14 protein-coding genes and 3 tRNA genes are annotated in these 13,465 nt (G+C 68.2%); 6 read left to right on the top strand and 11 right to left on the bottom strand.

Annotated features, from left to right (window positions below):
* Positions 1-63: 63 nt before the first annotated feature.
* The 7 genes from ABD161_RS07110 to ABD161_RS07080 all read right to left on the bottom strand — a co-directional run bounded on the left by ABD161_RS07110 (position 64) and on the right by ABD161_RS07080 (position 4,571).
* Positions 64-137 (bottom strand) — tRNA-Met (locus tag ABD161_RS07110).
* Positions 138-165: 28 nt separating this feature from the next.
* Positions 166-237 (bottom strand) — tRNA-Thr (locus ABD161_RS07105).
* Between the two features lie 81 nt (positions 238-318).
* Positions 319-1,497 carry a M23 family metallopeptidase gene (locus ABD161_RS07100; RefSeq protein WP_344001034.1) on the bottom strand — a complete coding sequence of 393 codons (1,179 nt, stop codon included), beginning with the start codon at positions 1,495-1,497 and terminating at the stop codon, positions 319-321.
* Between the two features lie 323 nt (positions 1,498-1,820).
* Complete coding sequence (locus ABD161_RS07095) at positions 1,821-2,612, bottom strand: inositol monophosphatase family protein (RefSeq protein ID WP_344001032.1); 792 nt, start codon at positions 2,610-2,612, stop codon at positions 1,821-1,823.
* Positions 2,613-2,657: 45 nt separating this feature from the next.
* Positions 2,658-3,740: a hypothetical protein gene (locus ABD161_RS07090; RefSeq protein ID WP_344001030.1), complete on the bottom strand. Its 1,083-nt coding sequence runs from the start codon at positions 3,738-3,740 to the stop codon at positions 2,658-2,660.
* Between the two features lie 140 nt (positions 3,741-3,880).
* Positions 3,881-3,962, bottom strand: a tRNA-Tyr gene (locus tag ABD161_RS07085).
* Between the two features lie 117 nt (positions 3,963-4,079).
* Positions 4,080-4,571 (bottom strand): FBP domain-containing protein, encoded by a 492-nt coding sequence (locus tag ABD161_RS07080; protein ID WP_135113900.1) that lies wholly within the window; start codon positions 4,569-4,571, stop codon positions 4,080-4,082.
* A gap of 114 nt (positions 4,572-4,685) precedes the next feature.
* Here ABD161_RS07080 and ABD161_RS07075 point away from each other — a divergent pair, with 114 nt between their 5' ends.
* Positions 4,686-5,174, top strand: a complete 489-nt coding sequence (locus ABD161_RS07075; protein WP_135113901.1) for a YajQ family cyclic di-GMP-binding protein — start codon at positions 4,686-4,688, stop codon at positions 5,172-5,174.
* Positions 5,175-5,228: 54 nt separating this feature from the next.
* Here ABD161_RS07075 and ABD161_RS07070 read toward each other — a convergent pair whose 3' ends face one another.
* The 3 genes from ABD161_RS07070 to ABD161_RS07060 form a co-directional block, all read right to left on the bottom strand.
* Complete coding sequence (locus ABD161_RS07070; protein ID WP_344001026.1) at positions 5,229-5,966, bottom strand: NYN domain-containing protein; 738 nt, start codon at positions 5,964-5,966, stop codon at positions 5,229-5,231.
* Between the two features lie 95 nt (positions 5,967-6,061).
* The gene (locus ABD161_RS07065; RefSeq protein WP_344001024.1) at positions 6,062-7,180 is read right to left on the bottom strand and encodes a tyrosine-type recombinase/integrase; all 1,119 of its coding nucleotides are present in this window, start codon (positions 7,178-7,180) and stop codon (positions 6,062-6,064) included.
* Positions 7,167-7,691, bottom strand: coding sequence for a helix-turn-helix domain-containing protein (locus ABD161_RS07060; RefSeq protein WP_344001022.1), 525 nt, complete (start codon positions 7,689-7,691; stop codon positions 7,167-7,169). The genes ABD161_RS07065 and ABD161_RS07060 overlap by 14 nt, the downstream gene beginning before the upstream one ends.
* Before the next feature lie 104 nt (positions 7,692-7,795).
* On the opposite strand from ABD161_RS07060, the gene ABD161_RS07055 reads away from it, so the two are divergent.
* The 5 genes from ABD161_RS07055 (at position 7,796) to ABD161_RS07035 (ending at position 13,001) form a co-directional block, all read left to right on the top strand.
* Entirely contained in the window at positions 7,796-8,011 is a 216-nt protein-coding gene (locus ABD161_RS07055; protein WP_344001019.1) for a helix-turn-helix transcriptional regulator, read from the top strand.
* Positions 8,012-8,980 (top strand): hypothetical protein, encoded by a 969-nt coding sequence (locus ABD161_RS07050; RefSeq protein ID WP_344001017.1) that lies wholly within the window; start codon positions 8,012-8,014, stop codon positions 8,978-8,980. It abuts the gene before it with no gap.
* Between the two features lie 1,266 nt (positions 8,981-10,246).
* Positions 10,247-10,855, top strand: a complete 609-nt coding sequence (locus tag ABD161_RS07045; RefSeq protein ID WP_344001015.1) for a hypothetical protein — start codon at positions 10,247-10,249, stop codon at positions 10,853-10,855.
* The gene (locus ABD161_RS07040) at positions 10,855-11,040 is read left to right on the top strand and encodes a hypothetical protein (RefSeq protein WP_344001013.1); all 186 of its coding nucleotides are present in this window, start codon (positions 10,855-10,857) and stop codon (positions 11,038-11,040) included. Before ABD161_RS07045 ends, ABD161_RS07040 begins: the two co-directional genes overlap by 1 nt.
* Before the next feature lie 800 nt (positions 11,041-11,840).
* Complete coding sequence (locus tag ABD161_RS07035) at positions 11,841-13,001, top strand: phage major capsid protein (protein WP_344001012.1); 1,161 nt, start codon at positions 11,841-11,843, stop codon at positions 12,999-13,001.
* Positions 13,002-13,086: 85 nt separating this feature from the next.
* Here ABD161_RS07035 and ABD161_RS07030 read toward each other — a convergent pair whose 3' ends face one another.
* Positions 13,087-13,320: a DUF2188 domain-containing protein gene (locus tag ABD161_RS07030; RefSeq protein WP_344001010.1), complete on the bottom strand. Its 234-nt coding sequence runs from the start codon at positions 13,318-13,320 to the stop codon at positions 13,087-13,089.
* Between the last annotated feature and the right edge of the window lie 145 nt (positions 13,321-13,465).

Raw genomic sequence — 13,465 nt, 5'->3', positions numbered from 1 at the left:
GCCGCAGAAACGACACCACCTCCGAAATCCCTGATCGAATCAGGTTTCGGAGGTGTTGACCTGTAGCAGGAGCGGGGCTTGAACCCGCGACCTCACGATTATGAGTCGTGCGCTCTCACCAACTGAGCTACCCTGCCATTCGCATCTCGGTCGCAAGATGTCGAGAGCCCCGAGTCAGGATTGAACTGACGACCCCTTCCTTACCATGGAAGTGCTCTGCCACTGAGCTATCGGGGCGTGCTGCCCGCGCCGGGGCAACCACACGAGGATATCATCCTCAGGGCCAGGACTCGAAACGAGTCCCCGCCCGCGCGCGTCTCACTCGTCGGAGGCGCTCGCGACCTCTTCCTCGGCCGCGTCGGTCTTCGGGTAGTGCGTTCCGGCGTACTGCTGCAGCCACGGCATCGGGTCGATCGCCTGGTTGTTCGGCAGGCGCAGCTCGAAGTGGAGGTGCGCGCCGAACGAGCGGCCCGTGTTGCCGACGAGGCCGATCACGTCGCCGACCTCGACCTGCTGGCCCTGGCTGACGCGCAGCGAGCCGTACTGCATGTGCGCGTAGTGGCTCGTGATCATCTCGCCGTCGATGACGTGGTCGATGTACACGTTCACGCCGTAGGCGCCGCCCGACTCGGTGGCGATGCGCACCGTGCCGTCGGCGATCGCCTGAACCGGCGCCCCGTTGCCGGGGGTGAAGTCGATTCCCTCGTGGAGGCGACCCCAGCGCTGTCCGAACGAGTACGACTTGCTCGTGCCCAGGGCGATCGGCCACTGGATGTCGGCCGTCGGGTCGTTCACGTAGAAGGCGTTCGCCGTGTTGATGCCGGTGACCTCGGCGAGCTCCGCGAACGTGGCGGTCTCGTAACCACCCGAGCTCTGCACCTCGGCGTTCTTCACCTCGGCGGGGGCCACGAATGCCTGGATCTGCTGCTCCGCCTCCTCGGCGGCGGCGATCGAGACGCCGGCCGCGGCCGAGGCGCTCTTCGTGGGCGCGAGAGCAGAGAAGGGAGTGGTCATCCCCACGGCGAGAAGTCCGACCACGCCGAAGGCGCTGATCGAGGCCGTCAGCGTGGCGACGCGGCGGACGGTGGTGGGCCGGCTGCGGTGCGCGGGGCGCGCCTTCGCCTGCGGAGCCGGACGCGGCTCATCCGAGGCGATCGGGGTCTCGCCCGTGAAGTTCAGGGCACGTGCCGCCTCGATGAAGAGATCGACGGGCTCGTCCGCCGGCTCTTCGGCCGTGGCGGCCTCGATGACCTCGGCCACGGGCTCCTCGGCGACGCGCGGCGCCTCGGCGGCGGGCTGCTCGACCGCGGGCTCGTCGGCGATGGCGGGCTTCTTCGCGGCGGCGGGCGCCTCGGTCGAGAGGAACGGCAGGTGCAGCACGGGCTCGCTCGGCACGGGGACCGCGGGCACGGCCGCGGCGGAGCGCACACGCGAGGACCGACGAGTGAGGGGCGCGACCTCGGCGAGCATCTCGGGCAGGGGCTCCGAGGCGTTCATCGCGTTCTGCGGCGCGCGGGCACGAAGCTCACGGCGGGACAGCGGCGCCTCGGCTTCCGGGCGCGGTGCTGCGACGCGACGTGAGCGGCGCGTGGGCGCGGACTCAGACGGGGGGACGTCGAAGGGCACAGAGAGACTTTCGGGTTGGTGCGCCGAGGCACTTGGGGAGGGTCGGCGCGGAGCACGGGTTCATCGTCGTCCGTCTCGGGTGACAGAGTAACGATTGGGTAAACACTAACCGGTTGCGACTGAAAACGCCATGTGCGGGATTCCCTGTGGACGGGACCGGGGTCGGCAGCCCGCTGGGGACGGCCGAGCGGGCGTCATCCGAGGATCCGCTCGCGCAGACGCTCGTAGAGTTCCGGCCCGCCGGTGATCGCCAGGTGCCGGCCGAACTCGTCGGGCGAGAACCATCCGGTGCGTCCGCCCGCCTCGTCCACCAGCAGCCGCCCCGCGGCGATGTCCCACGGCCGAAGGCCGCGCTCGAAGTACCCGTCGAGGCGCCCCGCCGCGACGAAAGCGAGATCCAGCGACGCGGCGCCGATCCGGCGGATGTCGCGCGCGAGCGGCATAGCCCGTTGCAGCACCTCGATGTCGCCGGCATGAGTGCGCGGGTCGTAGCCGAGCCCGGTTCCGAGCAGCGCTCCCGCCGGCGCGTCCGTGTTCACCTGCAGCCGGATGTCGCCCAGCCAGGCCCCCTCGCCCTCCGCAGCGCGGAACGTCTCGCCGAGGGTGGGAGCGTGAACGACGCCGGCGAGCGCGCGCCACTCCCCCGGGTCGACCGAGCCGCTCACCGCGGCGATCGAGACGGCCCAGGACGGGATCCCGAACGCGTAGTTGACGGTGCCGTCGATCGGATCGACCACCCAGGTGATGCCACTCGTGCCCTCGGCATCGCCCGACTCCTCGCCGAGGAACCCGTCCTCGGGCCGCGCCGCCGCAAGGCGGCTGCGGATGAGGGCCTCGACCTCGCGGTCGGCCTCGGTGACGATATCGGCGAGCGTCGACTTCGAGGCCGCGATCGCGACCCCCGCGACGCGTCGGCGGTGGGCGAGCTCGCCCGCCTCCTCGGCGATGGCGCGGGCGATCTCCTGCAGTTCGAGCGGCGAGGTCATGCCTTCACGGTATCGGGGCCGGATGACGGCCCTCCGTGCGGGCGCTCAACGCGGGGGCATATGCCCACCCTGGTCACCCGGGTACGGCGGGACCGGCGGGACCGGGGGCTGCGGCGCCGGAGGCACCGGCGGCACGGGCTGCTGCGGCATAGGCGGCTGCTGCGCGGGGGGCTGCTGCTGCATAGGGGCCTGCGGAGCCGGGGCCGGCGCCTGGAACGCCGTGGGGACGCCCGTGTAGTAGGCGTTCCAGTCGGGGGAACCGTCGGGCATCACGGGAAGCGGCGTGCGTCCGTCCGCGTAGGTCGGCCACTGCTGAAGCTGCGGCGCCGCCTGCGGCGCGCCGTAGCCCGGTGCCGCGGCGTACGGGGCGGGGCGCGGCTTCTTCGGCGCGAACAGGGCGTTGAGCAGCGGGATCATCAGCGTGCCCACGACGGCGAGGATCGCGAGGGCGACCACCAGGCGCCAGTAGAACTCGTGGAAGTCGAACGTGTCGGCGAAGGCGAGGAAGAAGAGGAGCATCAGCACCAGCGCGCCGGTGAGCGCGGTCGTGGCGATGGTGATGGCGCGGGTGAACGTGGTGACGTGGCGCTGGTGCGCCTTCCACAGGAAGTGCTGCGTCCACACCGCGAGCTGCACGAGACCGATCGCGAGCAGCAGATGCCAGATGCGCTCGGCGACGTTCTCGTCGGTGTAGGTGCCGCCGTACCCGTCGTCGACGACCTCGAAGGGGGCCCAGATCTTCACGGCGCCGACAAGCAGCACGAGCACCCAGCCGACCATGCTGGCGAGCACGAGCCACGGGGGCCGCCGCTCGGCGAGGCTCGCCTCGAGCAGCACGCAGGCCGAGAATCCGGCGAGGAGCACGATGGTGAGGAACGCGCGCCCGACGAGCTCGTTGCTCTGCGGGCCGATCAGCACCCACACGACGCAGACGATGGCCGCCGCGATCAGCGCGCCGATCGCGATCCAGATCGCGCCGCGCAGCACCTTCGGCATGCCGGGCGCCTGCGGGCGTCCGGGCACGGCGGCGGGCGCGGTGCCCTGAGCGGGTGCCTGATGCGGCGCCTGCTGCTGCGGCGTCTGCTGCTGCGGCGCCGGCTCGTACGGCGCACCGTTCGGTGTCGACATGGAGATCCCCCTTCTCGATGCGGACCAGCGGCCCTGCGGGATCATCCTGGCACGGGGCGAGCGCGCGCCGACAGGACTGTGGACAGCCCGGTGCCGGGAACGACGAAACCCCCAGGTCTCCCTGGGGGCTTCGATCGGTGTGGCAAGTGAGGGATTCGAACCCCCGAAGCATGACGCGGCTGATTTACAGTCAGCTCCCTTTGGCCGCTCGGGCAACTTGCCAGGCGTACCCGACCGACTTATCCAGCCGACCGGAGACGCGTGTCAATGTTACCTGCACCTTGCCGTGCACTGAAATCCAGCCCCTCGACCCGGGCGCGGCGCGATCCTGCGTCGGTGTCAGGCGGCCTTCGCCAGCACCCGCTCGACGAAATCGCGCGTGCGGCGCTTGGTTCCGTCGATCTTCATGTCGACGCTCGTGCGGTACTCGTTGGGAGCGAGCGGCAGGGCGAGGCGCACGTTCTCGTGGCACGACAGATCCGCGCAGATGTAGGTGCCGACGCTGTCGCCGTGCTCCCCCGCGCTTCCCGCCTTCCGCGCGGTGAACAGCGCCACCTGGTTGCCCGGCTGCATCGTGCGGCAGATGTTGCAGAAGGCCGAGCGCGCGTTCGACGCCCCGTCTGCCGCGCGCAGCACGACGCCCGCGAGTTCGCCGTCGATCTCGGCCACGATGTAGCCGCGGCTGCGCGTGCGGGGGTCGCGCCAGGCGAGGAAGTCGAGGTGATCCCACTCCGTGAGCAGGAAGTCGTGGGGAAGGGCGATCGCGGACGCGTCGGTCCGCTCGGCGTTGACGAACGACTCGCGGATCTCCGCCTCGGTGAGCGCGCGCATGCAAACCTCCCGGATGTCTGCCGGATCCGCCGTCGCGCGGATCCCTGACGAGTCTACGAATCCCTGACGACGTGGGGCCTCGGCTGGGCGACGCGACGCAAGTAGGCTGGCGCCATGGCTGACAGTTCTTTCGACATCGTGTCCAAGGTCGACAAGCAGGAGGCGGACAACGCCCTCAACCAGGCCCGCAAGGAGGTCGAGCAGCGCTACGACTTCAAGGGAACGGATGCGTCGATCGCCTGGAGCGGCGAGCAGATCCTGATCACCGCCAACAGCGAGGAGCGCGCAAAGGCGGTGCTCGACGTGTTCCAGTCGAAGCTCATCAAGCGCGGCATCTCACTGAAGAGCCTCGAGTCGGGCGAGCCGACCCCGAGCGGCAAGGAGTTCAAGCTCGTCTCCAGCCTCAAGGACGGCATCTCGCAGGAGAACGCGAAGAAGATCGGCAAGATCATCCGCGACGAGGCCCCCAAGGGCGTCAAGTCGCAGATCCAGGGCGACGAGCTGCGCGTGTCGAGCAAGAGCCGCGACGACCTGCAGGAGGTCATCCGCCTCCTCAAGGCGGCCGATCTCGACATCGATCTGCAGTTCATCAACTACCGGTAGCGCTAGCCCCTGACCTGGGCTTTCTCGCCCCCAGTCCGCGGTGAGTCCGCAAGACTATGACGCCTCGTTGCTTCGTCGTTTGCGCGCGACGTCCAGCGGGGTGGGCAGACGGCACTCGTGAGCTTGTCCTGACTCCCCCTGCGGTGCAGCGCTGAGGGCCTCCGGATCCCACTTCTCCGGACGGCGGAACCTAGCACCCGAGTGGGTGATCACTTCAGCAGGCAGGAGCGCCTCTCTTATGCGCGCCTGTGTGATCTTCCGTGAGCTCGGCATCATCCGACGTAGTGCCGTCGAGCCACGGTGCGGCGGGAACTGAGCGAAGATGTTCGCCTCTGCGTTCAACCCCCACGCCATCTTCACGGCGGGGATGATGTCCGTGTCGGCCGTGATCAGCATGAACGAATCAGCGCGACGGGCGGCAACATCGGCGACAACATGGACGGCGATGTTCACATCGGTCTGCTTCTCTTCGTACGTCGTCCACTCCGCCCCACACGCGCGGCACCGGCGGAGCTTCGGTTTGAACTCACCCTTGATGATTGTGAGACGGCCCGGGTAGAGGCTGCTCAGCGCCTCGAGGTAGCGGTCCTGCCGCGCCTGCGCCTCCGGCTCGTTGAGCACGATAGCCGTGAAGTACTTCACCTGAACGATCGACGACCGCGGGCGAAGCAACTTGACCAGCTTCACGATGTCGAGCCAGAGCAGCTGGTTGCCTGCAGCGTCGTGCAACCCGTTGTAGAGATTGAAGCCGTCGATATAGACGATCAGCTTCTCCAGCTTCTTCTCGTCCATGTTCTCCAGGATTTTCTCGAGTGGATAGAAGTCACGTTCTCGTGACTCACAAGCTTGGTGTTAGAATCTCTACACACCACAGCAGCGGTTGAACCTCACGACCGTTGCCCGACGCCCTCCCACGCGGAGGGCGTCTTTGTTTCTCCTGCAACCGCAGCGATGAACGAAGCGGTCGCGGCCCGCGTCTTGTCCTCTGCGGATGGCCAGAGGTGGCTGTACGTGTTGAGCGTGATCGAGGGCTGGGCATGCCCCATCGCGCGTTGCACAGTGACGACATCGCACCCCGAGGCGATGAGGTTCGACGCGTACGTGTGCCGCAGCGTGTGCAGTGTGACGTCAGAGGGCAGGCCGACCGCTGCGCGGATCCGCCGCCACTCGTCGCCGGCGTTGTTCCGGTGCCAGAGGCGGCCGAGCGGCGTGACGAAGATCTGCTCGTCCGGCGCGGTGACCCCCTCGGCCGCGACGTGGCGCGAGAGCGTGGCCATCAAATCGGCGGGGACGTAGATCGCGCGCTCACTGCCGTACTTCGGCGGGACGAGCTCGGCGGTCTTGTGCGTGGCGCCCTGCACCTGGCGACGAACGTAGATCGTCCGACCGAGGAAGTTCACGTCCTCGAGCTGCAGCCCTGCGGCTTCTCCGAGCCGGAGGCCGGCAAAGACGCAGACTTCGATGAACGGGCGGAAGTCCCCCGCGGCCGCGAGGACGGCGGCCACCTGCTCGGCCGTCAGGACCCGCATCGCAGCTTCGGCCTTCCGCGCGCGCGGCGGTTTCACGTTCGCGGCCGGGCTCGAGGGGATGACCTTGTCCGCGGCCGCGGCCCTGAACGCCATCTGCACGTAGTTCAGGCGGGTGCGGACCGTCGATGCGGCTAGTCCGCGCTTGAGCTCCGCAGTCACCCAGCCCTGCACGTGCGACGGCTTCACTCCGCCGACCGGCTGATCCGCCCACGGCACGCGCAGTACGGCCGTCTCCGCGGCCTCGCGCGTACCCGACGCCCACGACTGCCGGTCCATCCACTCGACAGCCCACACGGACCACTTCACGCGCCCCGCGCGCGGGTCCGCATACTGCCCAGTCAGGACGGCCGCCGCGGTCTCGTCGAGCCACCGCTGCGCGTCGCGCTTCAGCTTGAAGTGCCGCGCGTGCTCGCGACCGTCCGCGTCCCGGTAGCGGGCTCGCCAGACACCGTCAGACCGCTGCTTAATGCTCGCCATCTGTCAGCCCGTCACGCTCAAGGATGCGTCGATTGCTCTCTAGGACACCGAGCAGGAAAAGCTGCCGCTCGCGCTCGTCGCTGACTAGCTGCCGCATGCGAGCACGCGCGTCGTCTGTGCTCGCGGAGCGAAGCCGCGCCTCGGCGAGCGCGAGCGCACGATCTGACGCGATCAGTTGCCTGAACGTCTCGGTCACCGTGTCTTCATCCCGCAGTCCGAACAGCCACTGGCCCATCTCGCGCACGGTGGAGCGCATGCCGTTCACGACCACAACCGCATCTGGGTCCTGCAAGGGAAACAGCAACGCAAGCGGGGACACACCGAGAACCCGGGCAATATCCGCCACCATCGCTGGCGCTACCTGCGCGCGATGACCGTTCTCGAGCTTTGCGATGGCGTTGCCGGTCACATCGGGCGCCAGTTCGCGGGCCAGATCCTCCGCGGTGAGCCGCAGCGCCTTGCGGTACATCGCGATGCGCGCACCGATGGCTGCGGCCGTCAGATCGGTCATGCGAGAACACTACACGCACAATTGTTCCCGTTTCAGAACGCGGTCATGTTACTGTTCCCGTATCGGAACATTCCGAGTCCGAACCTTCCCGAACGGAGGCCCCAGTGGAGACCACGACCCCAACCACCCCAGGACGCCCGCGCGATCGGCTCATGTTCATTGACGAAGTCGCGGATCGACTCGGCCGGTCCACTGCGCAGCTCCGGTGGATGCTCACGAAGGGCACCGCGCCGAAGAGCGCCGTCATCGGCGGCCGCCGGTGCTGGCGAGAGTCCGACGTCGAGAAGTTCATCGACGACGCCTTCGCAGAGGCGTCGTAGATGACTACGACCGTCTGCGACTGCGGCACCGATCGCGCCGGCTGGCACGGGATCTTCTGCTCAAGCTGGCCGCAGCCCGCCAGTAACGAGAACGCCCCCGACGCGGCGGCCACCGCGGTCGAGGGCAACGACCAGAACACCTACCAGGGAGAACCGATCATGCCCGACTCTACCCGCGAGACCCGCTCAGGCGCCGCCCGGCGCGGCACTATCGCGGCGGACCCGGATGTCGACATCAGCGACGCACCTATCGTGACGGCGAAGACCGTCAAGCCCTCGGAAGACGCCCTCCCGCGCCAGGAGCGCCTCGCTGAGACGCACATCGCAGGGCTGCCGGTCCTGATCCGTGAGACCGTGCGCGGCAGCCGAGTGCACGTCTGGCGAGACCCGCAGGGCAGCTGGTGGCGGAACCCAGGCACCGTGTCGATTCGCCCCGCTCTCGACGGCGACGGGCGCGCGATCGTCGTCACGCTCTACGTCGGCGCGAACGAGAGCGACCTGAAGTGGCTCCTCGAGTGGGTCGATCGCGCCCGCAGCGGCGCGGGGCTCGACAGCGACTGGCAGCACGTCAGTGCCGAGTGGGCCGACGATCACACGTTCGTGCTCGACTACGACAGCCGCCCCTACGCGGATCCGTACACGCACCGCGACAAGTCCCCGAAGGTCACCGTGTGTGGCGAGCCTCTCTGCATCCACAAGTGGCACACCGAAGACAGCTGGCACGAGCTCGACTCCGTCTACGAGGAACCGCACCCGGGAGTCACGTACAGCATCTCCGTGGAGAAGCTCCTCGCCGAGGACGAGAACGACGAGCCGGACGGCTGGTTCGTCAACGTCCACACCAGCGAGTTCTACGGAACCCCCGACGATGTCGCGCGGTTCGTCAACGACCTGCAGTGGATGCAGCAGGAGTGCCGACGCGCGAACGAGGCTGACTCTGCGCGCACCCGCGAGGAAGCAGCGGCATGACGCGCCGGAAGGTCTGGCCATGATGGGCGCCGGACTCGCCAAAGCCGCGTACGCGGCCGCCAGCGCCCTCGAGATGCGCGACCACGCCCCGGTGCGCCTGTTCGTCTATATGGCGCTCACAGCGCTGGACAGCGACCCGCGACCGAGCTTCTACGGCGGTCGCGACGCGCTCGCCGACGCGCTCGCGGCTCCGCAAGACGTGACCGGGCATCGCAGCGTGAAGAAGGCCGTCAGAGCGCTCACGGCTGCCGGCCTGATCCAGCTCAGCGGCAAGCCCGCTCCCGGTCGTCCAGGGAGGTATCTACTACTCGATGGGCGGATGTCACCGCTTGGCGTCCACGGGGACCCTTCAGGGATCCCCGTTGCCGTGGAACCTGCCGGAACGGGGACCCCTGACGGGTCTGTGAATAGTGCTGAACGGGGACCCCTGAGGGTCACAACGGGGACCCCTGAAGGGTCAGAACGGGGACCCCTGAAGGGTCCCCCGAGGAGGAGGGAGGAGAAAGAGGAGGAGGCGCGCACGCGCGCGACCCCTCCCCTGCCACCCCCGATCACATCGAGCACGGCCACGCCACGGACGTGCACGGTCCACAGCTCGTGGGAACACTCGATCCCGTGCCGAGCGTGCGGCACCGATCGCCGCGCGGCGGAGACAGCAGCATCCGCGCGGCGCCCGGCGACCATGAGCGAGCCTCGCGGCGCGTGCAAGACCGGACACCGCTTCGACGCGTCATCGGGCTACTGCACGATCTGCGGCATCCGGGATGACCAGGTGAGCGAGAGGGCCGCCTGATGCGCCCCTGCTACCCCAACCGCCCCGGACACCGCTTCGAACCGGCCTCCGGATGGTGCGCGAACGGCTGCGGCGTCCGCGACGACGGCCGCGTCGTGAGCACGAAGACCGGCACGCCGCTCGCGCCTCCGGTCAGCGTCGACATCACCGAACCACGAAGGAGCGCGGCGTGACCGGCGCAGCCACTCCTCCCGCCGGCGCTGCGCGCCCTTCGGAACAGCCGGCACAACCGAAAGGACACTGATGCCTCACGCGCCCTATCACCTCCGTCCCGACGAGGACGGCCACGAAGGGTGGATCTCCCTCGCAGTCGAATCGATGCCGATCACCACGCTCCCCGCGAACGTGCACGCCCTCCACAGCCCGCTGGTATGGGTCGAGTCCCTGGGAGGCCGGTTATTCCGAGGACCTAACCAGTTCCGCGAGGACAACGGCGTGCTGTACGTGTGCGTCGACAGCGAAGGGAGCTACCTATGAGCGCCGGGGCGGTTGGGACGCGGTCGGATCGCGCGTTGCAACTCCTGCGAGAGTTCTTTTTCATTGCGGGTCAGGCGCCGATGGATCGGCGGCCGCTTGGTGAGTGGATTGAAGAGTTCCAGGCGGTTGGCTTCTTCGCAGCCTCGTACGCGCTGAGCATCGGACTGGATGGTGTTCACGCCAACGTGAACTCGTTGACGTTCCGAGATATGCGTCCCCGAGAGCCCGTTCCGCTGTACCGGGTGTGCACTCCGGGTCGGGAGGTGCGTGCTCATTGGACACCGTTCATCAGTCTCGCGGCGAGGTATGCGCCTGGCGGCGACGCGAGGGTAGCGAATCAGCCGGGCGCACATCTGTACTCGACGATCGTGGAACCTGAGGGTGTGTTGGCGATCCTGGAAAGCGAGTGGGTCATCGATCCGCGCGGTCGGGTTCTTCGCGATCACGGCCGTATCGAGAATGTCGCGCCGCGTCAGCTGCTGGTGCGGGATCTGCCGGAAAGCAGCTTCAAGGACGCGTTGATGCGGACCGTCGGGCCAGTGGCAAAGGTTGAGGAGTCTCCGCAGCGCACGCTGCTCCTGAGCGACCAGGTGGAGGCGGCGTGATGGGCTGGCGCGGCCTCATGCTCGTGTCGCTGGTGTTCAGCGTCGCCGCGGCCGTGGCAGCGGTGATGGGCAGCTGGCTCACTCAGGTGGCGTTCACGGCGATCTGGCTCGCGACGCTTTGCACAGCAAGCATCTGCAGGGCGATCGAGGGGGTGGTCGGCCGTGGAGCAGCCGAAGACCGGTGACGGAGAGCTCGCGTGGCGCCGGTACGCGGCTGAGCTTCGTCGGGCCCTCGGCGAGGCGAACAGTCGCGCAAACGCCGCGGCCGCGCGACTCGAGGAGACCGAGACGGAGCTCGCCTACGCACGTCGGGATCTCGGGCATGCGTTCAGTGCTCGGGACTCCGCTCGTGCGACGTCAAACAAGGTCAGAGCGGTGCTGAAGGAGATCGAGGAGCAGTTGCTCGCCGGCGACTTCCCTGCCGCCCTCGACGGTCTCGCGCGGCGTCGCAAGGCCATCGCGTTCGCGCAGCGGAGGCACCAGTCATGACGGGGCGGCCGTGGTGGGCGCTCCGCTCTGATGACGACGACGTGATCACGCACGGGGAACCCGGCGAAGGGCGCGTGCTCGTCACTATTCGTCGCGACGGGGACGGGACGCCGCTCGAGCGGGCGTGGATCCGCCCGGATCTCGCGTGGCAGTGGGAAGACACGCCACGCCGGTGAACCTCGAATGTCAGACATGGGCGATAGTCTCGGCTCAAGCAAAGGCGAACGCCGGGCTGAAGAACGAGGGCCGCAAGGTCAAGTTCGAGCAGATCGACGGAGTAGCCCAAGCTCAGTGAAAGGCCAGCGGTCAAGCCGCGGCGAACCGCCGCAGAGCGTCAACCCGTCCGCCCCAAGCGACCGAGCGTCAGCCGACGACCGACGAGGACCCCGCTCCGGGGCAAGTCGAGCACCGTCCGCATCTGTGACGCCCGCAACCTTTCACACGCCCTACGAGAGCGCGGCACGCGCCGGGGCAGACGCGTTTGGAGCACACACTCATGAACCCGAAGGAAAAGCTCGCCCAGCTGCAGAAGCGCCTGGGAGAGATCGCGGAGAAGGCCAAGGCCGAAAGCCGGGACTTCACACCCAGCGAGATCACTGAGATCGAGGCCGGGTACACCGAGGCCCTCGACCTGAAGGGCAAGATCGAGCGGTCGGAGAAGTCGCAGGCACTGCTCGCCAGCATCGGCGGCACCGTCATCTCCGAGCCCGCGGGCGGCAGCGGCAGTGGCGTCTACGGAGCCGCCAAGAGCTACCTGGCTCTCACCGGCGCCCGGGCGAAGCACGCCGGCGCGACGCTTGCGAACCAGATCCGCAGCCATCACGGAGCCAAGGCATTCGTCACCCCCGGCGCGGAGGTGTTCGCGACGCCACTCGAGTCGCAGTCACCGCTCGAGATCCAGCGGATCCCGACGTCACTGCTCGAGGTGCTCAAGAGCACGCAGCGCGGCACGCCCCGCTGGGAGTATCTGCGTCAGACCGCATTCACGAACAACGCGGCGATCGTTGCCCCGGGCGCGGAGAAGCCGACCTCGGTCATCACCCTCGACAAGGAGACCGGCGAGCTGCAGGTCATCGCGCACCTGACGGAGCCGGTCGACAAGTTCCTCCTCGAGGACAACGACACCCTCGTCAGCTTCATTACGTCGCAGATGCTCTACGGCATCGCGCGGAAGCTCGAGGCGGAGGTGCTGGCAGGCGACGGCACCGCCGGCCACCTGACCGGTCTGCTCAACACGACGGGCACCCAGGCTCAGACCGCAGGCGCCGACCCGATCACGACCCTCCGCCTCGCTGCCACCCAGCTCGAGGTGCTCGGCTACAGCGCTGACGTGTTCATCCTGAACCCGAACGATTGGGCCGGCATCGAGACCGCCCGCGCTACGTCGGGCAGCTTCGATCTCGGAGGACCCATCGACCGAGCCGCCCGCAAGGTCTGGGGCAGCCAGGTCATCACGTCCACCGGCGTCCCCGCAGGAACGGCGCTCGCGCTCGACCTCGACGCGGCGACCATCGACCACGACACCCGCGGCGTGCAGGTCGAGTGGGACCGCAGCCAGGGATTCAAGACAAACGAGCTCATCGCTCGCGTCGAAGGACGGTTCGGCCTCTCGGTCTACCGCCCTGACGCGATCGTAGAGATCGACCTCGCGGCTTAACCGAGACCGCCAGACGTGCATTCAACAGCCCGCCTGGCAGAGCCGGGACGACGATTCCGCTCCGTCGTCCCGGCTCACTTCCGGATCAACCCTTCGGAGGGTGCGGATCCGACTTGCCGATCGTGTTCTTGTCACGGATCTGGCCGTTGTCCTTGCGATGGATGTTCACCTCACCACCGCCCGAGTTGCCCGCCAGCTGGTTCGCCCGCGCGACCGCGTCAGCCTGAGTGCCTGCCGATGCCGAGGCCCGCTGCCCACCAGCCCGCGTCACCTTCCAGTTGTCGTCGCCCTTGTCGTGCGTCACGTGATAGTCCGCCATGTTCACCTCCTCTCGCTCGGCGCGGAGTCTATCCACCGCCACAGACGTTCCGAGGGGGTATGGGGTCGCGATCGCTAGATGTACTTCCCCGGCAGGTTGTGAACGGCTGAGGTAGGCGAAGACCTCCGGGCAGGATGTGGGTTAC

Source organism: Microbacterium paludicola, assembly GCF_039529675.1.
Taxonomy (GTDB): Bacteria; Actinomycetota; Actinomycetes; order Actinomycetales; family Microbacteriaceae; genus Microbacterium; species Microbacterium paludicola.
This window is presented reverse-complemented; position numbering and strand designations above follow the sequence as displayed.